Origin of the sequence: Amycolatopsis pittospori (assembly GCF_013870525.1) — a bacterium.
GTDB lineage: Bacteria > Actinomycetota > Actinomycetes > Mycobacteriales > Pseudonocardiaceae > Amycolatopsis > Amycolatopsis pittospori.
Genome location: NZ_JACBXD010000001.1, coordinates 44,745 through 70,446 on the forward strand (window position 1 = coordinate 44,745; position 25,702 = coordinate 70,446).

Annotated in this window: 32 protein-coding genes and 1 tRNA gene; 19 read left to right on the top strand and 14 right to left on the bottom strand. The window is 65.8% G+C overall.

All coding sequences use genetic code 11. The features are described from left to right. The first annotated feature begins 98 nt into the window (after positions 1–98). From H5J31_RS00225 to H5J31_RS00300, 17 genes are all read left to right on the top strand, one after another. Positions 99–437 carry a hypothetical protein gene (locus H5J31_RS00225; protein WP_181770339.1) on the top strand — a complete coding sequence of 113 codons (339 nt, stop codon included), beginning with the start codon at positions 99–101 and terminating at the stop codon, positions 435–437. Positions 438–704: 267 nt separating this feature from the next. Beyond that, positions 705–932 carry a hypothetical protein gene (locus H5J31_RS00230; protein ID WP_181770340.1) on the top strand — a complete coding sequence of 76 codons (228 nt, stop codon included), beginning with the start codon at positions 705–707 and terminating at the stop codon, positions 930–932. Continuing rightward, complete coding sequence (locus H5J31_RS00235; RefSeq protein WP_181770341.1) at positions 929–1,177, top strand: hypothetical protein; 249 nt, start codon at positions 929–931, stop codon at positions 1,175–1,177. Before H5J31_RS00230 ends, H5J31_RS00235 begins: the two co-directional genes overlap by 4 nt. Continuing rightward, on the top strand, positions 1,174–1,392 hold the full coding sequence (locus H5J31_RS00240; RefSeq protein ID WP_181770342.1) for a hypothetical protein: 219 nt from the start codon (positions 1,174–1,176) through the stop codon (positions 1,390–1,392). The genes H5J31_RS00235 and H5J31_RS00240 overlap by 4 nt, the downstream gene beginning before the upstream one ends. A 166-nt stretch (positions 1,393–1,558) precedes the next feature. Continuing rightward, positions 1,559–1,693 (top strand): hypothetical protein, encoded by a 135-nt coding sequence (locus H5J31_RS40135; RefSeq protein WP_268879138.1) that lies wholly within the window; start codon positions 1,559–1,561, stop codon positions 1,691–1,693. A 41-nt stretch (positions 1,694–1,734) separates the two neighbouring features. Continuing rightward, positions 1,735–2,079 carry a hypothetical protein gene (locus H5J31_RS00245; protein WP_181770343.1) on the top strand — a complete coding sequence of 115 codons (345 nt, stop codon included), beginning with the start codon at positions 1,735–1,737 and terminating at the stop codon, positions 2,077–2,079. A 259-nt stretch (positions 2,080–2,338) separates the two neighbouring features. Then, a complete protein-coding gene (locus H5J31_RS00250) occupies positions 2,339–2,614 on the top strand; it encodes a hypothetical protein (RefSeq protein WP_181770344.1) in 276 nt (91 codons plus the stop codon). Continuing rightward, positions 2,614–2,796, top strand: a complete 183-nt coding sequence (locus H5J31_RS00255) for a hypothetical protein (RefSeq protein ID WP_181770345.1) — start codon at positions 2,614–2,616, stop codon at positions 2,794–2,796. Before H5J31_RS00250 ends, H5J31_RS00255 begins: the two co-directional genes overlap by 1 nt. Before the next feature lie 23 nt (positions 2,797–2,819). Then, a complete protein-coding gene (locus H5J31_RS00260; RefSeq protein WP_037317194.1) occupies positions 2,820–3,038 on the top strand; it encodes a hypothetical protein in 219 nt (72 codons plus the stop codon). A gap of 136 nt (positions 3,039–3,174) precedes the next feature. Continuing rightward, a complete protein-coding gene (locus tag H5J31_RS00265; RefSeq protein ID WP_181770346.1) occupies positions 3,175–4,614 on the top strand; it encodes a type IV secretory system conjugative DNA transfer family protein in 1,440 nt (479 codons plus the stop codon). Between the two features lie 21 nt (positions 4,615–4,635). Continuing rightward, positions 4,636–5,058, top strand: coding sequence for a hypothetical protein (locus H5J31_RS00270; RefSeq protein ID WP_181770347.1), 423 nt, complete (start codon positions 4,636–4,638; stop codon positions 5,056–5,058). Next, complete coding sequence (locus H5J31_RS00275) at positions 5,055–5,279, top strand: hypothetical protein (RefSeq protein ID WP_181770348.1); 225 nt, start codon at positions 5,055–5,057, stop codon at positions 5,277–5,279. The genes H5J31_RS00270 and H5J31_RS00275 overlap by 4 nt, the downstream gene beginning before the upstream one ends. Positions 5,280–5,384: 105 nt before the next feature. Beyond that, positions 5,385–5,651, top strand: coding sequence for a hypothetical protein (locus H5J31_RS00280; protein WP_181770349.1), 267 nt, complete (start codon positions 5,385–5,387; stop codon positions 5,649–5,651). A gap of 81 nt (positions 5,652–5,732) precedes the next feature. After that, a complete protein-coding gene (locus H5J31_RS00285) occupies positions 5,733–6,434 on the top strand; it encodes a DNA cytosine methyltransferase (protein WP_181770350.1) in 702 nt (233 codons plus the stop codon). 338 nt (positions 6,435–6,772) lie between these two features. Continuing rightward, positions 6,773–7,558 carry a replication initiator gene (locus H5J31_RS00290; protein WP_328701332.1) on the top strand — a complete coding sequence of 262 codons (786 nt, stop codon included), beginning with the start codon at positions 6,773–6,775 and terminating at the stop codon, positions 7,556–7,558. Continuing rightward, the gene (locus H5J31_RS00295; protein ID WP_181770351.1) at positions 7,555–7,731 is read left to right on the top strand and encodes a helix-turn-helix domain-containing protein; all 177 of its coding nucleotides are present in this window, start codon (positions 7,555–7,557) and stop codon (positions 7,729–7,731) included. Before H5J31_RS00290 ends, H5J31_RS00295 begins: the two co-directional genes overlap by 4 nt. Further along, the gene (locus H5J31_RS00300; RefSeq protein ID WP_236004415.1) at positions 7,731–8,960 is read left to right on the top strand and encodes a tyrosine-type recombinase/integrase; all 1,230 of its coding nucleotides are present in this window, start codon (positions 7,731–7,733) and stop codon (positions 8,958–8,960) included. The genes H5J31_RS00295 and H5J31_RS00300 overlap by 1 nt, the downstream gene beginning before the upstream one ends. Positions 8,961–8,970: 10 nt before the next feature. On the opposite strand, the gene H5J31_RS00305 is transcribed toward H5J31_RS00300, so the two are convergent. The 5 genes from H5J31_RS00305 to nfi form a co-directional block, all read right to left on the bottom strand. Next, positions 8,971–9,047 (bottom strand) — tRNA-Leu (locus tag H5J31_RS00305). Positions 9,048–9,085: 38 nt separating this feature from the next. After that, positions 9,086–9,586, bottom strand: coding sequence for a DUF4231 domain-containing protein (locus H5J31_RS00310; protein ID WP_328701325.1), 501 nt, complete (start codon positions 9,584–9,586; stop codon positions 9,086–9,088). Positions 9,587–9,663: 77 nt separating this feature from the next. After that, positions 9,664–10,992, bottom strand: a complete 1,329-nt coding sequence (locus H5J31_RS00315) for an NAD(P)/FAD-dependent oxidoreductase (protein ID WP_181770352.1) — start codon at positions 10,990–10,992, stop codon at positions 9,664–9,666. A gap of 84 nt (positions 10,993–11,076) precedes the next feature. Further along, positions 11,077–11,769 carry a uracil-DNA glycosylase gene (locus H5J31_RS00320; RefSeq protein WP_181770353.1) on the bottom strand — a complete coding sequence of 231 codons (693 nt, stop codon included), beginning with the start codon at positions 11,767–11,769 and terminating at the stop codon, positions 11,077–11,079. After that, positions 11,766–12,446 carry a deoxyribonuclease V gene (gene nfi, locus H5J31_RS00325; RefSeq protein ID WP_181770354.1) on the bottom strand — a complete coding sequence of 227 codons (681 nt, stop codon included), beginning with the start codon at positions 12,444–12,446 and terminating at the stop codon, positions 11,766–11,768. Before nfi ends, H5J31_RS00320 begins: the two co-directional genes overlap by 4 nt. 28 nt (positions 12,447–12,474) lie before the next feature. On the opposite strand from nfi, the gene H5J31_RS00330 reads away from it, so the two are divergent. Next, the gene (locus H5J31_RS00330; protein ID WP_181770355.1) at positions 12,475–13,971 is read left to right on the top strand and encodes a S10 family peptidase; all 1,497 of its coding nucleotides are present in this window, start codon (positions 12,475–12,477) and stop codon (positions 13,969–13,971) included. 200 nt (positions 13,972–14,171) lie between these two features. Continuing rightward, a complete protein-coding gene (locus H5J31_RS00335) occupies positions 14,172–15,071 on the top strand; it encodes a hypothetical protein (protein WP_328701326.1) in 900 nt (299 codons plus the stop codon). Positions 15,072–15,164: 93 nt separating this feature from the next. Here H5J31_RS00335 and H5J31_RS00340 read toward each other — a convergent pair whose 3' ends face one another. From H5J31_RS00340 to H5J31_RS00380, 9 genes are all read right to left on the bottom strand, one after another. After that, the gene (locus H5J31_RS00340; RefSeq protein ID WP_181770357.1) at positions 15,165–16,886 is read right to left on the bottom strand and encodes a S8 family serine peptidase; all 1,722 of its coding nucleotides are present in this window, start codon (positions 16,884–16,886) and stop codon (positions 15,165–15,167) included. A 76-nt stretch (positions 16,887–16,962) separates the two neighbouring features. Further along, a complete protein-coding gene (locus H5J31_RS00345; protein WP_181770358.1) occupies positions 16,963–17,961 on the bottom strand; it encodes an ABC transporter ATP-binding protein in 999 nt (332 codons plus the stop codon). Then, positions 17,954–18,946, bottom strand: coding sequence for an ABC transporter ATP-binding protein (locus H5J31_RS00350; RefSeq protein WP_181770359.1), 993 nt, complete (start codon positions 18,944–18,946; stop codon positions 17,954–17,956). Before H5J31_RS00350 ends, H5J31_RS00345 begins: the two co-directional genes overlap by 8 nt. A 6-nt stretch (positions 18,947–18,952) precedes the next feature. Beyond that, positions 18,953–19,906, bottom strand: a complete 954-nt coding sequence (locus tag H5J31_RS00355; protein WP_181770360.1) for an ABC transporter permease — start codon at positions 19,904–19,906, stop codon at positions 18,953–18,955. Beyond that, a complete protein-coding gene (locus H5J31_RS00360; protein WP_181770361.1) occupies positions 19,899–20,825 on the bottom strand; it encodes an ABC transporter permease in 927 nt (308 codons plus the stop codon). Before H5J31_RS00360 ends, H5J31_RS00355 begins: the two co-directional genes overlap by 8 nt. Positions 20,826–20,918: 93 nt before the next feature. Continuing rightward, complete coding sequence (locus H5J31_RS00365; protein WP_181770362.1) at positions 20,919–22,535, bottom strand: peptide ABC transporter substrate-binding protein; 1,617 nt, start codon at positions 22,533–22,535, stop codon at positions 20,919–20,921. Between the two features lie 257 nt (positions 22,536–22,792). Further along, on the bottom strand, positions 22,793–23,746 hold the full coding sequence (locus tag H5J31_RS00370) for a Ppx/GppA phosphatase family protein (protein WP_181770507.1): 954 nt from the start codon (positions 23,744–23,746) through the stop codon (positions 22,793–22,795). A 77-nt stretch (positions 23,747–23,823) separates the two neighbouring features. Continuing rightward, complete coding sequence (locus H5J31_RS00375; protein ID WP_181770363.1) at positions 23,824–24,987, bottom strand: lytic transglycosylase domain-containing protein; 1,164 nt, start codon at positions 24,985–24,987, stop codon at positions 23,824–23,826. 183 nt (positions 24,988–25,170) lie between these two features. After that, complete coding sequence (locus H5J31_RS00380; RefSeq protein WP_407925034.1) at positions 25,171–25,647, bottom strand: DUF501 domain-containing protein; 477 nt, start codon at positions 25,645–25,647, stop codon at positions 25,171–25,173. Between the last annotated feature and the right edge of the window lie 55 nt (positions 25,648–25,702).

Consider the following 25,702-nt stretch of genomic DNA (forward strand, 5'->3'; position numbering starts at 1 on the left):
CAACGCCCCGATGGGCCTGGCAAGGTTCCAGGCATGCCATCCCGGGATGGAAGTTTTATACCGGGATGAAGCAACGGAACCGATCGACGGAGGCAGACATGAGGAACATCCCGGTGAACCTGTCGGGCTACCGGCTCACGGTCTCGGAGAACGTGGAGATGAAGATGCGCAAAGAGGACGGGGTGGAGAAGGTCGTGACCGATGGCGACGGCAACACCAAGTTCACGGTGGCGCTGATGGTGAAGGCCAAGGGACAGAAGGGCGAGGAGATCCGGGTAACCCTGGATACGGACCCCGGCGACGGCTTCTCGGAGGACGAGATGACCCGTGTCGAGCTGATCGACCCGCGCGTGACGCCGTACTCGTTCAAGAACGACCGGGGCGAGACGGTCTCAGGTGTCGCCTGGGGCGCGGCCGGCATGAAGTCGCTCTACTGATCACGCGTCGCGTGAATCCTGCCAACTCGGCAATTTGCCCACTCGGGCACTGAATTCTTCTGCTCATTGACAAATACATAGTGAGCCCAACTATGCCCAAAAACGCGTCAAATACGGCTACGTGCTTTGGTTCCTGACCTCATTTCGTCGGGAACTGGCGGGTGTATCCGTCCAAGACGAAATGAGGTCAGGAATGAGTGAGCACGAAATTTTGGCGGCCCAATTGAACGAGTGGCCGTGGCTGCACCTGACGGAGGGGGATGAGCTGTGAACGGCGCGACCAACGATGTACAGGCAGAATTCGCGGCGATACTGGAAGAGTTGCGGGTTCTTGCGACTCGGGCGTATCGCCTTGAGGCCGCCGGGTCGCTCCATGACGCTGCGCATTCTCGCGTGCGTCGCGTCGCGCGGGAGTTGATGAACTGTGTGGGCGATGTGCAGTCGGCTGCATTTATTCAGGCGGACTGGGCGAGTGAAGAGGAGGGGAACGCGTGATCACGGGACCGGTGAAAGCTGAGCTTCTGGAGGTGTTCGAGCAGGCTCTCAAGGATGTGCGTGACATCGTGCGCGCCTTGGAGGATGTCTCGTCTTTAGTTCAAGTCGCGGATCGCGACCTGCGCTTGGCGCTCAGTCTCGTGATCGGCGAACAGCTGGGTAACGCGTCGGCTGGGATAGACAGGATTCGTCGCCGAATCGAGGAAGTCGAGACTTACGAAGATCGAAGGAAGAAGGAGAAGTGAGCGAACGTGTGAGTCTTCTTCTCGGTGCTTACGAGAGCACCTATCGCGGTGTCCGCGAAGTGATCCGGGAACTGGACCAGGCCGTGAGTTTGGCGCTCGGAGTGGATTCCGATGCGCGGTCTCGGACTAACCGCGTGATCGAGGAACTGATCGGAATTAACCAGGAAATTCACGCGATCGGCAAAAGCGTGGAAGGAGTGAAGAGCAATGGGTAGGTCGGCTGCGGACGCTCCGCGGAGTGGTCTTTCGTCGTTCGATCCGAACGGCCCGAAGAGGGACGTGTGATGGGGAACCACGTGTGTTCGGCGAATTTTTGGCTGTCCCCCACCCGTATCGCGACCTGCAATGTCTGCGGTCGCCAGTGGCGAATGTGAGGTCGAGATGGAGACGAGTTTCGCGAAGGTGACGTTCTACCCGCTCTGGCTGCTGCTGGTCGGGGCGCTGGTGGTGGCGGTTCCGGTGGCCGGTGTGGCTGCTCTGGTTCTGGGGCTGCTGGTGCTGGCGGCGACGCGATGACGGGTGCCGTGGATCTCTTCGGGAACCCGGTGGATGAGCCGGTGAAGGCAATGCCGGCGTCCCCGCCGATCAACGACATGGACCTGATCGAGAAGGTACTTCAGATTGCGGAGAACACCGGGTATGTGCTGGTCGGGCCGTCGGAGCGGGTCTATCACCTGGTGGCCTCGAAGACGATCGAGGTCTCCCCCCGCTATCAGGAGGAGGCCGTGCACCAGCTCCTGGCCGCGAAGTGGTTGTCGAAGGGAGGTGTGCACGTCTACGCCCATCATGGGTACGAGGGGCCGGGGAATTCGGTCCTGGTGCCCAAGGCCACGAAGATGAAGGCACGGCAGTGGCGCAATCTGGCGCCGATTCCCTGTTCCCGTAAGCGAAAGGTCTCGTGATGGCCTCCCGGACGAGCAACCGGCACAACAAGACCCGATGAGTACTCGTCGGTTCGAGGCCGTGCACGAGTGGGACGGCTTCGGGAAGGTGATCGACACGTCGGTCAACGCGAATGGTGTCCCTGGAGTGCACGTCAGCACGCATGGCAGCTATTACGACGCGCTGAACGAAGCGGACAGGCTTAACAGGAAGAGATCTGGGAGAAGGCGGTCACGTCGAGGGGCTCGTTCTCCGCTCCGACAAACGAAAGGGAATGCGATGACTTCTCAGACGATCAACAACGTCAACAAGGCCCGGTTCGCTGAGTTCGAGTTCGCGCTGGATGAGGTGCGCAAAGCGTTCGATGAGGTCGGCAAGCTCGGGAAGTCCCTGGACGACAAGGGCGCCACGGCGGACCGGTTCGAGGGCTGGCAGGTCCCGAGCAAGTCCGAGGTTCAGGCCGATCTCCGTAAGGCGTCCGGGGCACTGGACGAGCTCCGGGAGGCCGCTCTGAAGCGGAAGGCGGAACTGATCTCGCGGGGCTGGCGAGTCTGATGGTCACCCGTGAGGAGGACCTGGTTCACATCGCCGTGGAGCAGTCGTTCTGGTCGGGGCAGATGATCGCCGCGTGCGGGATCACCGCGAACGTGTCGGAGGTCGAGACCTCGTGTTTCGGCTACGTGCTCGCGACCTACTGCCCGGAATGCAAACGGCTGGCCAAGAAGACGTGGTTCTGAAATCAAGCAGCGAGGAGAAACCGATGAGCACCAACCAGATCGACGGCAAGCTGACCGAGCTGGACAACGCGATGAAGAAGCTCCGGACGGCGATGACCCGGCTGTCCAACCGGGTCGCCGGGTGCGGCAAGCAGCACACGGAAGCCGCCCGCAAGGTCGCGACCGCGATCACCACCGTGGAGGCCGCGAAACCGCTGTTCGCGGGCGGAGCAAAGAAGAAGCCCGCCGCACGGCGACGCTGACCGGCCCGATGTAGTACCGACAACCGCATACCGCGCATGACTAATCCGTCTGGACGTAGTGAGGGCCGTAGACCCCGCGTCCAGCAGATCGGGGCTCTGCGGCCCTCCTGTGTCCACCAGCACAGGAGATCTACCGATGAAGAGCCCCAAGTCCAAGACCCGCCGTTCGAGCGGGAAGACCCCGATCCCGGCCCGGTGCGCGGGCTGGATGGTCCGCCACCCCGCCCTCACGACAATGCCGGCCGCACTCGGCACCGGCGTGGTCGAGCTCGGTCCGGTCACCACCGGCACCGCCGTGGCCAGCCTGTTCGGCGCCGGGCTGTCCTGGCGCTACCTGCACAAAGACTCGTTCACCGCGCTGGCCTCACCGCGGCTTCGTGCCGTCCGGCGACGCTGGACCCGCTACATCGGCAAGTCCTGGAAGGAGTCCCTGGACTTCTGCAATCTGGTCGTCCAGGACCGACGCACCGGGGAACTGCGGGTGCCTCGTCTGCGCAAGGTCACTGCACCCACTCCGTCAATCGACGTGCTGACCGTCCAGATCGTCAAAGGACAGTCGCTGCGCACCTTCCAAGACGTCCAGGACGAACTCGCGGCCGCACTCGGTGCCGACGTGATCGCGATCGAGAAGACCAAGCCCCGCGTCCTGACGATCACCCTGGTGCACGGCAACCCGTTCGACGACGTGATCCCTCCGGCCGACATCCCCGGCGACGTCGATGAGGTCGACCTGAAGGCGATCGAGCTGGGCGACACCGAACAGGGCGAGGTCTGGACCGAACCTCTGCTCGGTCACCACTGGCTGATCTCGGGCGCAACCGGCTCGGGTAAGGGATCGCTGTTGTGGAACCCGCTCCGGGCGATGGGGCCGATGATCCGGGACCAGATCGCCCGTATCTGGATGATCGACCCCAAGGGCGGTATGGAGACCGAGCGCGGAAAGCCACTGTTCTACCGCCACGCCACCTCCGCCGATGAGGACGTCGAGTACGACGACGGCACCGGCCCGGACGACATCGACCCGATGCTCGCGGTACTGCTGGAGTTCCGCGACCGGATGAAGGAACGCCAGGAATACCTCCGGGCACAGAAGCTCCGCAAGGTCACGCCGTCGGCCGAGACGCCGTTCGAAATCCTGATGATCGACGAACTCGCCATGCTCACCGCTCTCGGTGGGAGCCGGGCGACGATCAGCCAAGTCAACAGGATCCTCGCGGAAATCCTCACACAGGGCCGCGCGGCCGGCTTCTCGGTCGTCGCCTACGTCCAGGAACCGACGAAGGACATCGTGCCGGTACGGGACCTGTTCACCCGCCGGATCTCGCTACGCACCGGCTCAGCCTCCTACGTCGACATGGTGCTCGGAGAGGACGCCCGGCTCCGTGGCGCCCTCGCCGACGAGATCCCGGAAGAAGGCTGCGAGGGCATCGGCTACCGCACCTCGGAGAAGTCCCGCACCCCGATCCGGGTCCGCGCCGGCTACAGCACCGACGACGACATCGACGAACTCGTCCGCCTGTGCACACCGCACTTCGACGACGACCAGACGGGCGTCGTGGTCCCGTTCGCCGCCTGACCGGCCAGAAAGGACACGAGTATGACTACGGCACTCGTTCCGCTCGAAGGCATCGCCAAACTCGCGGCGATCGCCACACGTCTCGTCAATGAGACCCCGGCACCCGAACCGGCGTCGGTCTGCCTGACACCGGGCTCGTCCAGCATCAGCATTCAGCCGGACGCCGGAACCGACCCGGTGAGCGTGATCGGCTCACTGCTGATCTGGACTCACTGCTTGACCGGGCTGCAGTGCGAGTGGTGGCACACCAGTTCCGGCCAGCTTCACATGACGCTCCGGGGCCGGGGGCCGGCCGGCTCGCGTGTCTGCGTTTACGACGCGTTCCCGTACAGCCTCGCCCGAAAGCACCTCGCCCTTCGTAAAGGGGACCACGAGTCCGTCACGCCGGATGAGCTGTACCTCTTCGCACTCGAAATCGCCACACAGAAGGGAACCGACCAGTGATCACCCTCAAGCTTCTCGGGCTCTGGCTCAAAATCACCTGCCTCACCGTCCTCGCCGTCATCCTCGAAGGGGTTCTCGTCCGGGGATTCTGGTGGACCTTCCTCACTGTCGGCGTGACGGTGTTGGTCTACATCGGACTGACGGCAGGAATCTGGAAGGAATGGCGCGCGGAACGGAACGGCGCTGGGACTTACCAGATCATCCACTACACCCGCGACTGACCAGAAAGGACGCTGGCAATGTCGTATGGAGACTCGTGCGCCGATGTTTCCGAGACTAGCCCGGAGCCGGTAGCGGGACCGGACTCGGACCTGTGGCACTCGGCAGTGTCCACACTGGAGGACGGCCTGGCGATCTACCCGCTCCGCTCGATTAAGGGGGTGCGCTTCGAACAGGCCACAGTCACGAACACGGCCGTCACCGGAACCGCGTCCACTGTCCTGCTCCGGGTGAGCCAGTCCCCACCGGGCAAGCCCGATCGAGCCTGGGAACTGGCGATGCCCCCGGAGTTCGCCCGCTACCTCGCGGCCCAGCTCGACGCCCAAGCCCGCTACATCCAGACCGCTCCACCGGCATGCACGGAGTCCTCGTGACGCTCGCCGAACGAGATCTCGGTCATGCCACACGCAGGGCCTGTGTGTCCTCACATGTCACATAGTTGAAGGGAGAAAGTCATGGCACGCAAGCGAATACTCGATGCCTGCTGTTGCGCCGGCGGCGCCGGAAAGGGATATCACAATGCCGGTTTCGACGTGGTCGGAGTGGACATCGAGCCGCAACCCAACTACCCGTACGACTTCCATCAGGGCGACGCGATCGAGTTCATCCGCGACCACGGCCACGAGTTCGACGCCGTCCACATCTCACCGCCGTGCCAGAACGCCTGTGCTCTCACCGCCGGCAATCGGCGACGGGAAGGCTGGACGGATTCCCACATGGACCTGATCCCGGCCGCTCGCGCGGTACTCGCCGACCTCCATACCCGCACCGGCATCCCGACCGTGATGGAGAACGTCCAGGGCTCCCGCCTTCGTCGGGACCTCGTGCTCTGCGGACTCACCTTCGGCTTGCGGGTGTTCCGTCACCGCTACTTCGAGATCAACGGCATCACCGTGCACCAGCCGACGCATCCCACCCATCGCGGACATCGCGTGGCCGGCTGGCGTCACGGCGTCCGCCACGAGGGCGACATGGTCGCGGTCTACGGAGACGGGGGCGGCAAGGGCTCGATCGCCGACTGGCAGAACGCCATGGGCATCCACCACACCGACGTCCGCCGCGAGATCGCCGAAGCCATCCCGCCCGCCTACACCCACCACATCGGCGAGGCCCTGCATACCCACCTCACGTCCGCCGCACTCCCGATCGCAGCCTGATCAATCCGTCGAAACCTCCGCCAGGTCGAACGTCACCGCCCATCGAAAGGAGGCATCAATCATGTTCGGCAAAACCAAGTCCGACCACGAGGGCACGCCGGCGCCCTCCCGTCGGGTCCGCGCGCTGGCCGATCAGCTTAACGAAGCCCGCGACGTGCACCGTCTCTCCACCGACCCGATGCTGGGCGCGGTGACAGCGGACCGGTTCCGGGTCTCGATCACCCGCACCATGTGGGTGTTCCTCGCGATCGGGCTCGGGTTCACCACCACCGGCGTGCACGACTTCCTCGCCGGGGACCGCCCGATCACTTCGCCGCGAGATCGCCCGCGCGGCCGGCATCAAGGTCAGCGCGTTCGCCGACCACGCCCGGCTCTCATACGCCAAGGTCGCCGAATACCAGAAGCGCGGCCTGATCCACTTCCACGCAGTGATCCGGCTCGACGGCCCCGACGGCGCCCACGACCCCGCACCCGCCTGGGCCGACACCGACCTGATGGAACACGCCGTCCGCGCGGCCGTCGAGACCACGCACGTCTCCCGCGAACTCATGCTCGACGGCGAGATCCGCGAGCACGCGTTCACATGGGGCCAGCAAATCGACGTCCGGCCCATCCGGCCCGCGCACGCCGAACAGATCGAGGGTTCCGACGGCGAGATCAGCGACCGAGCGCTTGCCGGATATATCGCCAAATACGCCACCAAGGGCACCAGCACGAGCGAAGTCCCCGACCGTCCAATCAGGTCAGAACGAGCGATCGAGCACCTGGACGTCCTGCCGCACCACCGGCGGATGATCGCGACCGCATGGGAACTCGGAGCGAACGGGGATCTCGCGTTCCTCCGCAAGTGGGCGCACATGCTCGGCTTCCGGGGCCACTTCCTCACCAAGTCACAGCGCTACTCGATCACCTTCACCACCATCCGGGGTGATCGTCGCGCCCACCAGCACCTGGCGAACCTCGACACGCTCGGGGCCACGCCGGACAGCGTGATCGTCGTCAACCACTGGAACTACACCGGAAACGGCCACAACAACCCGGATGAACGCGAGATCGCCGAAGCGATCTACGAAGGAAAACGCCAGCAACGTAAGGACAAACTAACAAAGGAGAACCAGCCATGAAACAGCCCCTCATGACCGTCGATGAGGTCTCGAACTTCCTCCGCGTCCCCGTGCACACGCTCTACCGGTGGCGCGGCAACGGCTACGGCCCGGCGGGCAAGAAGATCGGCAAGCACCTCCGCTACCGCCCCGAAGACGTCGACGCCTGGGTCGCCGAACAAGGGGGTGTGTGATGGCACGACCACCTCTCGATGTTGGGACGCACGGGAAGATCCGTTTCAGCGATACGGCTACCGGCGTCCGGGCTCGTGCGAGCTACCGGGGCTTTGACGGGAAAGTGCACGACATTGAGCGCACTGGCCCGACTCGCCCGAAGGCGGAACGGCTGCTGAAGAAGGCGATCAGCGAAGCCCTGAAAGCGCCGGGCGGAGGCGATATCGACCACAACACCAAGTTCGGTGTCGTTGCTGATAGGTGGCTTGCACGGCAGGCTGAGCGCGTCGAGGCAGGAGAACGAGCGCACGGGACACTCGACAACTATCGGAGCATGCTCAAGAACCACGTGCTTCCCGCGCTCGGTGATCTCCGGCTCCACGAAGTGACCGTGCCACGGCTGGACGCGTTCCTCCCTGGTGTTAAGGCGAAAACGAGCGCATCCCATGCCCGGACGGCTCGCGCTGTCGTGAGCGGGATTCTCGGCTATGCCGTGCGCCAGGGAGCGTTGGGTATGAACCCGGTCCGAGAGCTTGAGCGGATCGAAGGCGGGAAGCGCAAGAAGCCCCGTGCGCTGTCCTCGCTTGAGCGTCGAAGGTGGCTCGAACAGCTCGAAGCCGATTCGAAGGCAGCAGCAAGGGACCTGCCGGACCTGACGCGCTTCATGTTGGCGACCGGTGTGCGGATCGGCGAGGCGCTCGCGGTCTTCTGGGAAGACGTCGATCTGGATGCCGGCACGGTCGCGGTCGACTGGAAGGTGATCCGCATCCGGAAGGTCGGGCTACGCCGGGTGAAGAAGCTCAAGTCCGAATCCGGCGATCGGACGCTCCCGCTTCCGTCGTGGGCGGTGTCGGTGCTTCGGGAACGTCGACGCCTCGCGGAAGAGGCTGGGCGTGGCCCGGCTACTCCTGTGTTCCCGGACACCATCGGCGGGTTGCGCGACCCCTCGAACACCCGGCGGGATCTCCGCGAGGCACGGGGAACCGAGGACTTCGCGTGGGTCAAGTCGCACGTCTTCCGCAAGACGGCGGCTACGGTGCTGGATGATGCCAAGCTCAGTCCCCGACAAATCGCCGATCAGCTCGGCCACGCACGGCCGTCGATCACCCAAGACGTCTACATGGGCAGGACAACGGTCTCCCGGGACAACGCGATCGCCCTGGAAAACATGTGGAGTGACGACGATCCGACCAATTCCGGGGGTAAACCGGGGGCCGGTCAGGACGAGCAAGACCAGGAAGCGCCCTGACCTGCGTGAATGGTGCCCCGGACGGGGATCGAACCCGCACTGGGTCGATTTTAAGTCGACTGCCTCTGCCAGTTGGGCTACCGGGGCATCGGACAGCCTAAGCGATGCCGCAACCCGGCGATGACCTAGTTCGCCTTGTCGGCTTGGCGATACTTCAGCCAGTTGTTGCCGACGAGGTCCCAGATGGCCTGGTACTCGTCGAACCTCTCGCGCAGCACGGCCTGGTCGAGTTCGTCCGGCGGCGTCGAAGCGATGTAGTAGGTCAGCTCGTCACGCAGCCGGTAGAACTTGTACTGCCCCTCCTCCATCAGCACCCACAACGAGCGCCAGGCGAAGAACGGTTCGAGCACGTTCACCACGGTGACGACGGCGACCAGCGCGAACGCCGTCCCCGTCCAGGGGTTCAGGTTCTGCAGGCCGAGGATGATCGTGGAGGTCGCGGACAGCAGCAGCGCCAGGATCCGGAGCACGACCGACCTGGTGCGGAAACGGCGTTTGCGGACCCGCGCGTATTTCGTCCCCTGTTCGATCCGCTCGACGAGGTCGTGCGCGAGTTCGAGCGGGGTCAGCCCCGGTTTGGGGAGGGCGGACTGGATGGGCGGCTTCAGCTTCCGGAATGCCTGCACCGGGCCACCCTAAACGCCGTGAAAGCCTCCTTCCCTACCTTGAGAGTAGGGAAGGAGGCCTTCACGGAGCTACGAACTCAGGACTTCGACAGCCTGTCGAACTCCTCGCGCGGGTTGTTGATCTGACCCAGCGAGATGACCTCGCGCCGGAACAGCCCGCCGAGCATCCAGTCGAACAGGATGCGGATCTTGCGGTTCCACGTCGGCATCGCCTTGAGGTGGTACGCGCGGTGGAAGAGCCAGGCCGGGAAACCCTTGATCTTCAGGTTCAGCGCGTCGGCGACACCCTTGTGCAGGCCGAGGCTGGCCACCGCACCCAGGTTCTTGTGGTAGTAGTCCTTCGGCTTGCCGCCGCGGATCACCTTGATGATGTTCTTCGACAGCAGACGCGCCTGGCGAACGGCGTGCTGCGCGTTCGGCGGGCAGGTCGCGGTCGGGTCCTGCTCGGTCCGCGAGAGGTCCGGCACGGCGGCGTTGTCACCGGCGGTCCAGACGTCGGGGTGACCGACGACCTGCATCGCGGCGGTGGCCTCGACGCGGCCGCGCTTGTCCAGCGGCAGGTCCGAGCTGGCGAGCACCGGGTTCGCCTTGACGCCGGCGGTCCAGATGATCGTGTCGGTGTCGAACTCGGTGCCGTCCGAAAGCACGACGTGGCCGTTCTCGAACGACTTCGCCGCTGTCGACAAATAGACTTCGATGCCGCGCTTCTCGAGCTGCTCGACGGTGTAGACACCGAGCGTCTCGCGCACCTCGGGCAGGATCCGCCCGGCGGCCTCGACCAGCACCCAGCGGATGTCCTCGACCTTGAGGTTCGGGTAGTAGTTCTCCACCGCGAACCGGGTCATGTCCTCGAGTTCGGCGAGCGCCTCGATACCGGCGAACCCGCCACCGACGACGGTGAACGTCAGCAGGCGCTTGCGCTGCTCGGGATCGAGCGTGCTGGCGGCCTCGTCCAGCTTCGTCATGACGTGGTTGCGCAGGTAGATCGCCTCGCCGATGGTCTTGAAGGCGATACCTTCCTCGACCAGGCCGGGGATCGGCAGGATGCGCGCGACGGCTCCGAGCGCGACCACGAGCACGTCGTAGTTCAGCTGCTCGACGTGACCGTCGGCGGCCTCGACCGTGACGGCCTTGCGGTCGTGCTCGATCTTCGTGACACGCGCGGTGAGCACGTGGCAGCGCTTGAGCACGCGCCGCAGCGGCACGACCACGTGCCGCGGTTCGATCGCACCGGCCGCCGCCTCGGGCAGGAAGGGGGCATAGGTCATGTGCGGCTGCGGATCAACGACCGTCACGGACGCTTCGTTGGCCCGGAGCATCTTCTGAAGCCCGTACGCCGTGTAGAGCCCGACGTACCCACCACCAAGGACGAGGATCCGTGTCGGTTCCGACTTAACACCAGCCATATTCCTATAGTCGCACCCATGAGCTGAGATCGCTCGTGTACCCCATCCCGCTGTGACCAGCGTCGCCACGGTTTCCGCACCGATTCAGTTCAGGCCCGCCACCGAGGTCGCGGAGGCCAGCACGTCGCACACCATGTCAAGCGTCAGACGGCCGGTCTGGACATTGCGCTGCGACACGTGGTAACAGCCGAAAAGGCGCAGGTCGCCGAGTCCTGCTTCGGCACCGTGCCCGAACTTCGGGCGTGGCGTCGGCACCGGCCAGCCCGCCTCGGCGAGCACCGGCAGCAGTGCCTGCCAGCCGAACGCGCCGAGCACCACGACGGCCTTCAGGGTCGGTCTCAGCAAGCCGAGCTCCTCGGCGAGCCAGGATCGGCAGGTATCCCGTTCCTCAGGTGTCGGTTTGTTGGCGGGTGGCGCGCATCTCACCGGCGAGACCATGCGGGTCCCCCGCAGTTCGAGACCGTCGCCGATACGGGTCGACGTCGGCTGCGAGGCCACACCGACCCGGTGAAGCGCCTTGAAGAGAACGTCACCGGACGGGTCACCGGTGAACATGCGGCCGGTCCGGTTCGCGCCGTGCGCGGACGGCGCGAGGCCGACGATCGCCAGTGACGCGTCCGGCGGCCCGAAGCCGGGCACCGGCCGCGCCCAGTAGGTGTCGCCGGCGAAGGCGGCGCGCTTGACCGCGGCGACCTCCTCTCGCCACGCGACCAACCGAGGGCAGGCGCGGCAGCCGACGACCTCGGCGTCGAGTTCGGCGATGGAACGGAACCTCATAGCGCTTCTTTCAACGCGTCGCGGCAGAGGCGGTCGGCGTGCCTGGTCGTCTCCGGCTGCCGGAACGCGGGACACAGCCGCAGCACCTGGCGGCACGCGTTGTCCAGGGAGATCTTGTGGCCGACGGAGACGTAAACGGGTTTCACGCCGTCCTGGGTGCGCAGAACCGCGCCGACGACCTCGTCATCGTCCACCAGCGGTTCCCTGGCGCCGCGCTCCCGGCCGAGCTCGCCGTGCTCTCCGATGAAGCGGGTCTTGCCGACGCCGAGGGTCGGCAGGCCGGTCACGACGCCCACGTGGCAAGCCAGCCCGAACCGGCGCGGATGGGCCAGCCCGTGCCCGTCGCAGACCAGGAGATCCGGCGTGTGGTCGAGCGCGCGCAAGGCATCGAGCAGCGGCGGCAGCTCGCGGAAGGCGAAAAGGCCCGGTTCGTACGGGAACGAAACCTCGGAAACGACGGTTCGCTTTTCCACGACGCGGAAATCCGTGATGTCGAGGGTGACCGCGGCGGCGGCGATCAGGTCGCTGCCCTCGTCGTAGGCGACGTCCAGCCCGGTGACCGTGACGATCTCTTGTGGACAGCGATCCTCGAGCTCGACCAGGCCACGCAGGGTCTCCTGGATTTCGATCGCTTCGGCGGTCGTGTTCGGGCGATCATGCGCCGTGACGATGTCCACCGGTACAGACTGCCAGTAAGTTGGGATCATGCCGGACACGAATCCCGATGCGAACACCGCCGACGAGAAGGACACCCCGTCGACGGAAACCAAGGTCGAGCCGATCGACGACCTGGTCACCACGAAGCACACGCTGACGCTGAAGCGCAAGAAGCTCGCGTACACGGCCCAGACCGGGCGGATCGTGCTGCGGAAGGAGGTCATCACCGACGGCAAGTCCGAGGGCCACAAGGCCAAGGCCGAGGTGTTCCTGACCTCGTACACCCTGGACGACGCGGAGCCCGGCACGCGCCCGGTGACGTTCGCGTTCAACGGCGGGCCCGGCTCGGCGAGCGTCTGGCTGCACATGGGCCTGCTCGGCCCGCGCCGCGTGCTGTCCGGCGACGTCGACGACCCGGTCGCGCCGCCCTACGGGCTGACCGACAACCAGGAAACCCTGCTGGCGCACAGCGACCTGGTGTTCATCGATCCGGTGTCGACCGGCTACTCGCGCGCCGTCGACGGTGAGAAGGCCAAGGAGTACCACGGGTACACGGCCGACATCGAGTCCATCGGCGAGGTCATCCGCCTGTGGGTCTCGCGCAAGCAGCGCTGGCTGTCACCGAAGTTCCTGGCCGGCGAGTCGTACGGCACGCTGCGGGCGGCCGGGCTGGCGTCGCATCTGCAGGAACGTCACGGGATGTACCTGAACGGGCTACTGCTGATCTCGTCCGTACTGGACCTGGGCACGCTGCGATTCACCGAGGGCAACGACCTGCCCTACACGCTCTACGTGCCCACGTATGCCGCGATCGCGCATTACCATGGCCTGCACGGCGACCGCCCACTCGACGACGTCCTCGCGGACGCCGAGGACTTCGCGGCCAAGGAACTCCCCTGGGCCCTCGCCCGCGGTGCCCGACTGTCCACACAGGACCGAGCCGAAGCCGTCGCGACGCTCGCTTCCCTGACCGGACTGAGCGAGTCCTATGTGGACCGCGTCAACCTCCGGATCGAACACGTCCGATACTTCACCGAGCTGCTGCGGGACAAGGGCCTCGTCGTCGGCCGGATGGACGGCCGGTTCACCACCTGGGAACCGGACGGCGGCCGCGAGCACATGAGCGACGACCCGTCGATCTCGCGGATCATCGGCGCCTACGCCGGCGGCCTCAACCACTACGTGCGCGCCGAACTGGGCTACGAGAACGACCTTCCTTACGAGGTCCTTTCGATGGACGTCTTCAAGGCTTGGTCGTACTCCGACTTCGAGGGTCGCTCGGTGTCCTCCGTGGATTCTCTTGCTTCGGCCATGCGCGCCAATCCGCACTTGAAGGTGCACGTGGCGTTCGGTCACTACGATGGAGCGACACCTTACTTCGCTTCGGAGCACGTTCTGGCGCGACTGCAGATCCCTGAGGAGCTGCGGGAGAACATCGACACGGCTTACTACCCGGCCGGGCACATGATGTACGTGCACGAGGAGTCCCGGGTGCGGCAGTCAAAGGATCTGGCGAAGTTCATCAAGGCCGCTTCGGAGAAGTAGCTCGCTTCGACCTCCCTCGCGGTCGCTACCGATGCTATGAACGGCCCGTTACTTGCAAATTTTGCAAGTAACGGGCCGTTCATAGCACGCGGGTGGCGAGTTCTGTCGGTCCTTCCGCCCACCATGGGGGCATGTACCTATCTAGAGCTCCATTCGAAGACTCACACCTACGTCAACACAGCCGGCACGGCGTAATACGTGTGGCGACCCTGGAGAAGCTCGGGGTGCCGCAAAGCACGTCGTACCGAAGATGCCAGCCCGGCGGCAGGTGGACCCACCTACTGCCGGGCATCGTCCTTCTCTCGAAGGAACATCCGACCGCGCGGCAGCGAGTCGAGGCCGCGCTCTTGCACACCGCCGGCGTAGGCGTCGTTTCCGGCTTCGAGGCCGCGCGGCGCTACGGTTTACGACAGGCCGAGCCACACGGAACCGTCCACGTACTGATCCCCGAAGGCCACCACATCCGAAGTTCCAAGTTCACGATCGTCGAAAGGACGATCTCCATGCCGGCACATCGCGTGCTCGCGGGAGTTCCACTGGCGGCTCCTGCTCGCGCGGTCTTGGACGGTGTGCGACGCATCCGCGAAGTCGATCCGGTACGCGCCCTTCTGATCGAGACCGTCGAGACAGGACTGTGCTCGGTCACTGAACTGAGCACCGAGCTGGAGACCGGCAGCAGACGAGGAACAGCCCTTCCACGTGCTGTTCTCCGAGAGCTCGAAGCCGACGTCAAGTCCGTCCCTGAAGCTGCCGCATTGGCGATCTGGAACCGCGCCGGGTTACCTCCGGCGAAGCAGAACGTCAGAATTTACGACGCTCACGGAAACTACGTGGGCAAGCCGGACTCCTGGTGCGACGAACTCGCCATGGCCTGGGAGGTCGACTCGTACGCATTCCATTTCGGCCGGGAGGCGTTCAGGAAGACGCTCCATCGGAACAACCGATACGCGGCCGCCGGGATCATAGTGGTGCAGACCTTGCCATCCCGGATACGCGATGAGCCCGACAAGGTCATCGCGGAACTCCGTGCCGCTGCGGAAGCCGCAGCACTGCGCCCCCGGCCGAATGTTTCAATGGAAGACGAGATGCGAGCGGCCTGAGAGTTCGACCCGAGATGCTATGAACGGCCCGTTACTTGCAAATTTTGCAAGTAACGGGCCGTTCATAACACTTACGGAACCTGAGAAGCCGGATCAGCCTCGCAGGTATTGGGCACCGTGCTTCACGGCCGACCAGGCGTCGACGGCGCCGTGACCGTAGAAGCCGTTGAACGAAGCGTCACCGGTGCAGGTCGCGGTGAACGTGTCGTTCCGGCCTTCGTCCAGGTAGTCGACGGTCCGCGGCACGGGGCAGGCGATGTCGGAGGCCGTGCCTTCGAGCACTCGCTGTACCGCGTCCGGGTTCATCCCGAAGTCGCGCGATCCCTTGCCGTACTGCGAAACGATCAGCGCGGCGACACCGGTCGCGTGCGGGGACGCCATCGACGTGCCCTGCAGCCACTGGTAGTAGCCGACGCGGCCGTCGGCGGCGGTCGCCTTCTGGACACCGGCGGTGACACCCTCGGGCGTGATGTTCCCGGAGGCGTCGATGTTGCCTTCGGCGACGCCGACGTTCCGCGGGTACGTCGAGAGGATCTGGTTCTCGACGGTACGGAACCAAGGGGTGCCGAAGTAGTCACGGAAGTATCCGCCGGGCGCGGAGACCGAGATCTGCTCGACGCCGTAGTTCGAGTAGTCCGCCTTCGCCTGCGACGGCCCGAAGGCCGAGACGCCGATCGTGTGCGGGCCCTCGACGGGCAGCGAGAGGCAGCTCGCGTTGTCGATCGGCCGCGGGTGGATGCTGTTCGACGGGTAGCCGGGGCTCGCCACGTCCTCCTGCGGCGCGCCGAGGTCGCTGTGCTGGTTGCCCAGCGAGACGACCTGAGTGACGCCCTTGCGGTGCGCGTAGTTCAGCGCGCGGGTCGTCGCCTCGATGATGGTACGCTGCTCGGCCTGCTGCGCGGGGGTGTCCGCGGCGTTCGCGGCACAGTTGTACAGCCACGGGTCGGTGTAGAAGCTCATGTTGACGACGTCCACACCGGCGTCGCCGGCGTAGGTGATGGCGTCCACAGTGGACTGAAGGAAGAAGAAGCCCGAGTCCTGCCCGGCCCGGATGTTCACCAGCGTCACGTTCGGCGCGACACCGGAGACGCCGAAACCGTTCGCGGCGGCGCCGATGGTGCCGGCGACGTGCGTGCCGTGGCCGTTGTCGTCGACGTCGGCAGGGTCGACGCAGCTGCGGTACTCACACGGTCCGTCGACGACGGCGCCGTTGACGTCGGCGACGATGTCCTTGGTGAAGTTCCGCGAGGCGGCGCGGTCGAAGTTCGGCGCGATGTCCGGGTGACTCGCGTCGACACCGGTGTCGATGATGCCGACCTTCACCCGCTTGTCGCCGGGCTGCACGGTGCGCGAAAGGTCCGAACGGACGGACTTGAGGCCCCAGAGCTGATCGTCGAGCGGGTCCATGCCGACGGCCTTCGGCTGCGCCGGCTTCTTGGCCGTCGCGGCGCCGCGGCTCTCCTTCTCGACGACGCTCGGCTTGACCTTCGCCTTGCCGCCCTTCGGCGCGCTACCGATCGGCTTCGCCTTGGCCGCACCGAAAACGGAACGGTCCGAGGAGACGCGCTCGGCGAAACCGTTGGCGGGCGCGGTCGCGGTGATCAGACCGACGGCGGCGTTGCTGGTCACCACGGTGCCGCCGGCGGCGCGGATCGCCCGCTCCACCGAAACGACACTTTGCCCTTCACGGGCCAGAACGGAGAATTCGGTCGTCTCACCGGAAAGCTGCGGCTGCGCGGACGCCGCCGGAGCCGCCACGATTGCACCGAACAGCGGTACCGCCAGTGCGAGGACGAGAGATCTGGGTCTTTTCACTTCCTGCCTCCAAAAGAAAACGATTCGTGCAAACTACGTCAGCGTTCAGTGCTTATCAACGAAGTCCCTACGAAAGTCAGGGGACGACCGTTTTTTCCTCCGCGAAATGACAGGCCGACAAATGGCCACCGGTTCGCGTGATCAATTCGGGTTCCTGGTCCGCGCAAATGTCCTGCGCCTTCCAGCACCGGGTCCGGAACCGGCAGCCGGACGGCGGATCCAGCGGACTCGGCACGTCCCCTTCCAGGCGGATCACCTGGCGCTGACCACGCAAAGCCGGGTCTGCGACCGGGACCGCGGACAGCAGGGCCTGCGTGTACGGATGCGACGGATGTTCGTAGATCTCCTCTTCCGTCCCCATTTCCACGATCTTGCCGAGATACATCACCGCGACCCGGGTGGAAAGGTGACGAACAACGGAGAGGTCGTGTGCGATGAACACATAGGAAAGGCCGAATTCCTTCTGCAGTTCACCGAGCAGGTTCATCACCTGCGCCTGGATCGAAACGTCCAGCGCGGAAACCGGTTCATCGCAGATGATGACCTTCGGCCGCAAGGCCAGCGCCCGCGCGATCCCGATGCGCTGACGCTGCCCGCCGGAGAACTGGTGCGGATAGCGGTTGATGTGTTCGGGGTTGAGCCCGACGACGTCGAGCAGTTCCCGCACCTTCGCCGCCCGCGATCCCTTCGGCGCCACCTCGGTATGGATCTCGAAGGGTTCGCCGATGATGTCGCCGACGGTCATCCGCGGGTTCAGCGACGTGTACGGGTCCTGCAACACGATCTGGATCTCGCGCCGCAGCTTCCGCAGCCCCGCGCCTCGCAGCGCGAAGATGTCGCGGCCTTCGAACGTCGCGAGCCCGCCCGTCGGTTCCTCCAGCCGCATCAGCACCTGGGCCAGAGTGGACTTGCCACAGCCGGATTCTCCCACCACGCCAAGGGTTTCCCCCGGCATGAGGTCGAACGAAACACCGTCCACGGCCTTCACGTGGCCGATCGTGCGTTTGAACAGGACCCCGGCCCGCACCGGGAAGTACTTCACCAGATCCTGGACGCGCAGAATGGGTTCAGGCACGGCCGCTCACCACCTCGTCGGCGAAATGACACGCGCTGACCCGGCCGAATCCCAGGCTGTGCAGGGCCGGGCGCTCGGACTCGCACCGGGAATCCGCGCGCTTGCACCGCGGATGGAACGGGCAGCCGGGTGGGATGTTGAGCAGGCTCGGCGGCAGGCCCTTGATGGTTTCCAGTGTCTGTCCTTTGAGGTCCAAGCGCGGCAGCGAAGCCATCAGGGCCTCGGTGTAGGGATGCCCCGGGGACCGGAACAGCTCGGAGACGTCGGCCTGTTCGACGATCCGGCCCGCGTACATCACCGCGATCCGATCGGCGACCTCGGCGACCACGGCCAGGTCGTGGGTGATCAGGATCAGTCCCATCTGGCGTTCGGCCTGGATCTCCGCCAGCAGGTCCATGATCTGGGCCTGCACGGTGACGTCGAGCGCGGTCGTCGGCTCGTCCGCGATCAGCAGATCCGGGTCGAGCGCGAGCGACATCGCGATCATCGCGCGCTGCCGCATCCCACCGGAGAATTGGTGCGGATACTCGCGGATCCGCCGGGAGGCGGCCGGGATACGGACGATGTCGAGGAGTTCGATCGCCCGCTTTCGGGCGTCCTTTTTGGACATCCCGAGCCGGACGGTCAGCTGTTCCTCGATCTGGAACCCCACGGTGAAGACGGGGTTCAGCGCGGAAAGCGCGTCCTGGAAGATCATCGCGATCCCGGCGCCCCGGATCTCGCGCCGCCGTTCCTCGGTGGCGGTGAGCAGATCCTCACCGCGGTACCGGACGGCGCCCCCGGTGACGACGGCGGGCGGGCTGTCGAGGATCCCCATCACCGTCTGCGCGGTGACGCTCTTGCCCGAACCCGATTCTCCGAGCACGGCGAGGGTTTCCCCGGCGTGCACGGAATAGTCGACGCCGTTGAGCACGGTCGCGACGCCGTCCGAAGTGCGGAATTCGACGTGCAGGTCCTCGACTTCGAGGAGCAGTTCGTTGGACACAGCCGATCACCGGGCCTTCGGGTCGAGCGCGTCGCGGATCCCGTCACCGAGCATGACGAACGCGAGCACGGTGACGGTGACGAACCCGGCGGGGAACAACAGCATGTGCGGGTTCACCCGGAAGTAGTCCCGCGCGTCGCTGATCATCACGCCCCAGGAGACGACCGGAGGCCGTACGCCCACGCCGAGGTATGCCAGCGTCGCTTCCGCGCCGATGAACGCGCCGAGCGCGATGGTCCCGTAGACCAGCACCGGCGCGACCGTGTTCGGCAGCAGATGCCGGAACACGATGCGCGGGGTGCTCGCGCCGAGCCCGCGCGCGGCCTTGACGTAGTCGAGCTGCTTGGCCACCAGCGTCGCCGACCGCATGATGCGCATCGCCACCGGCCAGCTCAGCGCCGCGATCGAGAACACCACCTGCACGATGATGGTGACCGCGCCGGGATTCGTACCGGGGGCGTTGAACGTGGTCAGGATGACGATCGCGCCGAGCACGAACGGCAGCGCCGCGAAGATGTCGCCGATCCGGGAGAACAGGCTGTCGACGAGACGGCCGTAGTACCCGGCGATGATCCCGACGATCGAACCGATCAGGATCGTCAGCACCGTCGCGAACACGCCGACCAGCAGCGACGCCCGCGCGCCGTGGATGGTCCGCGCGTAGACGTCGTAACCCTGGTTGTCGTAACCGAACCAGGCGTCCGCGGACGGACCCTCGTTGGCGTGGGTCAGATCGCTGAACCCGGCCGGACGCGAACTGAACAGATCGGGCGCGATCGCGATGAGCACGACGAGCGCGATGATGGCGGCGGAAATGATGAAGGAAGGCCTGCGGCGCAGCATCCGCCAGGCGTCGCCACCGAGACTGCGTGGCTTGTGCGCCAGCGCGGAATCGTCGGCGACGCCGGCGGCCGCGACGTCCACGGAGGACACGCCGCCGGCCACATTGGGGTCAGTCATAACGGATCCTCGGGTCGAGAACGGCGTAGAGCAGGTCGACGATGAGACTCACCAGCAGGTAGACCACCACCAGCAGGACGACGACGCCGGTGACGGTGGCGCCCTCCCGGTTCTGGATACCGCGGAAGATGAGCCCGCCGATGCCGTTGATGTTGAACACGCCTTCGGTGACGATGGCCCCGCCCATGAGCGCACCGATGTCGGTGCCGATGAAGGTCAGCACCGGGATCACCGAGTTGCGGAGCAGGTGCACCCCGACGACGCGGCTGCGCGGCTGCCCTTTCGCGACGGCCGTGCGGACGTAGTCGGCGTGCCGGTTCTCGGCGATGCTCGTTCTGGTCAACCGGGCGATATAGGCCATCGACAAACTGCCCAGCGCGATTCCGGGCACGATCAGTTCGCCGATCGTGGCGTCCTCGGAGACGCTCGCGTCGATGAGGCCCAGTTCCGAACCCAGGATGATCTGCAGCACGATCGCGGTGACGAACACCGGGATCGAGATCAGGAACGTGGTGGACATCAGCACGAGGTTGTCGAGGAAACCCTTGCCGCGCAGGCCGGTCAGGATGCCGGCGGAGAGGCCGATGATCGCTTCGATGGCCACCGCGATGAGGGCCAGCCGGACGGTCACCGGATAGGCGTTCCCGATCAGCTCGCCGACCGAGACACCGTTGAAGGTCTCGCCCCAGTCGCCGGTGAACAGGTTGCCGAGGTATTTGAAGTACTGGACGAAGATCGAATCGTCGAGATTGAACTTCGCGGTCATCATCTCGATGTACGCGGGCGGGCAGGCGACCTGACCGCATTTGCCGGCGAACGGGTCGCCGGGCACCGCCCACACGAGGGCGTAGATGAGGAAAGTGGTGCCGAAGAAGACCGGGATCAGTTGGAGCAGCCGACGGAGGATGTACTGGGACATGGGCGTGCCGTCCTGAGATCGCGTGGTGGGAGCTGGGGGTCCGGCCGGCCGTGAGCGGTGTTCCTCCCGCTCACGGCCGGCTCAACCACGCGATTACTTGGCGGCGACCTCGATGGACGAGTAGTCCGCGAGACGACCGAAGTCGAGCTTCGCCACCTTCAAGCGGTTCGACTTGCCGCCGACACCCTTCTCCTCCCACACCGGGATCTGCGGGAGGTCCTTCGCGATCAGGTCCTCGGCCTGCTGGTACAGCTTGATCGCGGCCGCCTTGTCGGCGGTCTGGTCAGCCTGGTTCAGCAGCGCGTCGACGGCCGGGTTGTTGTACGTCGAGTCGTTCGACGAACCGGAGCTCTTGTAGCGCGGGTTCAGGTAGTTCTCGATCGACGGGTAGTCGGCCGACCAGTCCGAGCGGCCCATGCCGGTCAGCTGCCTGCCGTTGACGATGCTGCGCCACTGGCCGAAGTCGGTCGCCGGGACGAAGTCGCATTCGACGCCGAGCGCGTTCTTGATGCTGTTGCACGCCGCGACCAGCGGTTCCTTACGGCCGCCGTCCGCGTTCGACGCGATGGTCAGCTTGCCGGTGTAACCGGACTTCGCCCAGAACTCCTTGGCCTTCACCGGGTCGAACTTGCAGAATTCGCAGACACCGGGCCGGTAGCCCTCGATACCGCGCGAAACGTACCCGTCGGCGGGCGAATAGGTGTCGTTCATGACGGTCTTGACGATCTGCTCGCGGTCGATGGCCAGCGAAATCGCCTTACGCAGGTCCAGGTTGTTGTAACCCGGGACGTAGTACGGGATCGCGAGCGCGCTGATGCCGAGGAGGTTTCCTTCGACCAGCCGCTCACCGAGGTCGGTCTTGTACTTGCCACCGGCCTTCGCCGCCGGCGGGAGCGCCTCCATGAAGTCGAGGCGGTTGCTCAGCAGGTCCTGGTACGCGGTCTCCTGGCTGGTGTAGATGCGGACTTCCAGGTCCTTGAACTTGACCTTGTCCTCGCCCTGGTACTCGTCGAACCGGGTGAGCTTCATGTTCTGGTTGGGCGTGCGCGAGACGAACTTCAGCGGGCCGTTCCCGATCGGGTTCTTGGCGAACGCCTCCGGGTCGGCGAAGAACTTGTCGGGCAGCGGCGCGAAGGCGAGGTAGCCGATCTTGGTGGCGAACACCGAGAACGGGCCCTTGAGGGTGACCTGGAACTCGTAGTCGCCCACGACCTTGAGCCCGGACATCTCCTTGACCGTGGGCTCCTTGGCGCTGATCTCGTCGTAGCCCTGGATCTGCTCGAAGAACGACGCGTTCTGCATGCCGTTCTTGCCGTTCGCGCTGTAGTTCCACGCGTCGACGAAGTTCTTCGCCTTGACCTCGGTCCCGTCGTGGAACTTCCAGCCCTTTTTGATCTTGATGTCGAAGACCTTGGAATCGGTCGTGGTGATCGATTCGGCCATCAGGTTGTACGGCTCGGCGGTGTCGGATTTGTAGCCGACCAGCGCCGAGAAGACCGGCTTGAGGGCCTTGGACCCACCGAGTTCGTTGGTGTTCGCGGGAATCAGCGAGTTCTCCGGCTCGGTGCCGTAGACCGAAACCGCCGCGTTGGCGTCGGTGGCGCCGGATCCCTTGTCCTCGCTGGATCCACCACCTCCACAGGCCGTCAGCAGCAGGGCCGCCGTGGCCACCACCGCCGTCGCTCCCCAGAACCCGCGTGAAGCCCGCATGTCCCCTCCAACTCTCGTCGTCGGATAGTCCGGCGGGCGCTGGTCGCGCCCTACCGCCCAGAAGGTGAGACGACGCTATGGGACACGTGAAGGCGATCACAGTGCGTTGGTGTTGCAAATGTGTGACGGTCTCCCGGACCACCCGGTTAGAGCACAACGTTGGTAGGAACAACGCTGCGCCGAATGGTCTAACCCGGACAGGAGGTCACCAAGTGATCACCGACAGAAATGGCTTCCTGTAAGAGAAAACGGCGTTCTCAGGCCAGTGACAGCGCGATCCCGTCGAGGATGTCGTGTTCACTGATCACGAGCTCGTCAGGACCACCGCGAGTGGCGAACTGCTCGGCCAGTACCTGCACGATCACCGAGCCGCCGCCGATGACGTCGACCCGTCCGGGGTGGATCACCGGGTTCGCGGCGCGGGTCGCGTGGTCGGCGGTGAGCAGCGACCGCGCGACGCGGTCGATGTCGGCGTGCGAGAGCTTCGAGAGGTGGGTGCGCTCGGAGTCGTACTCGGACAGGCCCTGCGCCACGGCGGTCAGCGTCGTGACCGTCCCGGCGACGCCGATCCAGGTCTTCGCGGCCGAGACGTCCACGACGTCGAAAGCCTCGGTGAGCACCTTCGCGGCCAGCTCGCGGGCTTCGGCGATCTCGGCGGCGGTCGGCGGGTCGGACTTCAACGCGCGTTCGGTGATCCGCACGCAGCCGATGTCGACCGACTTCGCCGCGATGACCTCGGCCTTGCGGCCGTCCCAGGTGCCGACGACGAGTTCGGTCGAGCCGCCGCCGACGTCGACGACCACGAAGGGACCGTCGTCCGGGTCCTGCTCGCCGACGGCGCCGGTGAACGACAACCGCGCCTCTTCGTCGCCGCTGATGACCTCGGCCTCGGTACCGAGCACCTCGCGCGTCATCGCGAAGAACTCGTCGCGGTTGCTCGCGTCACGGGTCGCCGACGTCGCGACCATGCGGACCTTCTCGACGCCTTTGCGACGCGCGGCGATCGTGTAGTCGGCCAGCGCCTTGCGGGTGCGTTCGAGCGCCTCGGGCGCCAGCTTGCCGGTGGCGTCCACGCCCTGGCCGAGGCGGACGATCCGCATCTCGCGGTGCAGGTCGCGCAGGTCGACCGTCCCGTCGTGACGCGGGGTCAGCTCGGCGACGAGCAGGCGGATGGAGTTCGTTCCACAGTCGATCGCGGCAACACGAGGCATGCCCAGGAGATTACAGCGGAGCGAAGCTTCTCCGTCGAGGGTGGCGGTGGGGGCCCGGGCGGCTTGGACAGTGCCGATCAGGTGGGTGGGGTGCTGCCGCTCGTCGACGGCACCGTCGTTGTCGTTGTGGTCGTCGTCGGCGACGAACAGGTCGTCGGCGGCGCCGAGGGCGAGGTAGACGTCGACGGGTTGGTGGTCGGAGTCGGGATCGTCTCCGTCACGGTGGCCGTCGGGCACTGCGGCGGCTTCGAGCTGGTCGTCGGTGGTTTCGACGACGAGGACGAACTATTCGACGGCGGCAGCGAACTCGACGGCGGCGGTGTCACCGAACCCGGCGGTGTCGACGGCACCGGAGGCGGCGGAACCGAGGCGGGCGGCGGAGCGGCCGCGGCGTTCGGCGCGCCGATGGGCACCTTGCTGTCCGGCGTCGGCAGCACTCCCGTGCGATAGGCCTCGGCCCAGATCAGCACGGTGTTCACGTAGGTGTCGGAGTTGTTGTAGCGGAACACCGCCGCGCGCAACTGGTCCGGTTTGGACAGATCCAGGCCACCCGAGCACAGGTAGCGGCCGGTGCCCAGCGCGGCATCGAAGATGTTGTTCGGATTGGACTCGCCGTCGCCGTTCCCGTCGGAGGCGTAGCCGGCCCAGGTCGACGGGATGAACTGCGTCGGGCCGACGGCGCGGTCCCAGACCGTGTCGCCGTCGAATTTGCCGCCGTCGGTGTCCGGGATGGCCGCGAACGGCCCGGCGCCGTTGAGCTGCGGGCCCAGGATGGGTTCCAGGGTGTTGCCCTTGGCGTCGACGAAACCGCCGCGCGCGTGGTTGGACTCGATCCGGCCGATACTCGCGATCAGTGCCCAGTCGATATGGCAACCGGGCTGTTCGGCGATGAGGATGTCGGCGGCCTTGCGGTACGCGGCGAGCGCGGTGACCGGGATGCCGAGCGGACCGTTGGGGAGTTCGTCCGCGGGGAGCGGGGACGGGGTCGGCGCGTTCGGCAAGCTGCCGTCGACGCCGATCTGCTGGACGAGCGGGTTCTTCGGGTCGTAGCCGCCGACGAGGGCGACGTTGTCGGAATGGATCGTGCTCGCCGTCGCCGCCCAGCTACCGGCACCGATGACCGCGGCGCAGGCCGGGACGATGGCGAGGACACCTCCGGTCACCGCGGCCAGCGTGCGATGCCGGAGACAGAGTCTGCGGACATGACCTGTCGCCGCGCCTGGCACGTGCCTCACGCGCATACCTCAGAACCCTCCCGGCGGATCACGCCCCGGCGATCCGTTACTGGTCCACCCCGAAAACCCAAACCTGGTGCACAGCCTGCCGCATGCGGTGACCGGTTTCACCCCATCGGGGAGACCAGTTGGTCGATAACGGGTGAATTAACCCACCTGGAGGAACTATCTGTGCAGCGGGGGTAGGTGTTACCCCTGGCAGTCGCCCGACGGCCAACCGTTCGCCTTGAGCAGCGCGAGGGTCTCGTCCCCGAACGGGTTCACGCCGGGTCCGGCGGCGAGCGTGTGCGCGAGGTGGACGTGGAGGCATTTGACGCGTCCGGGCATCCCGCCGGCGCTGACCTGGTGGCCGAGCGAGTCGATGGCGTCGCGTTCGGCGAGGTAGCTCTCGTGGGTCCGCTGGTAGGCCGCGGCCAGATCGGGGTCCTCCGCGAGCCGGTCGGTCATCTCCTTCATCACCCCGGTCGCCTCGAGCGTGCCCACCAGCGAAGTGAGCTTCGAGCACGTCAAGTAATAGAGCGTCGGGAAGGGTGTGCCGTCCTCGAGGCGAGGGCTGGTCTGCACGACCGACGGGTGACCGCTCGGGCAGCGCGCCGCGACGGCACGCAGCGCACGGGGTGCCCGGCCGAGCTGTTCCGCGATGATTTCGCGGTCGGCGTCGGTCACAGGCTCATAAGAAGACTTTTCCGCGCTGTTCACGCCGTCAAGGCTAACCGGGGAG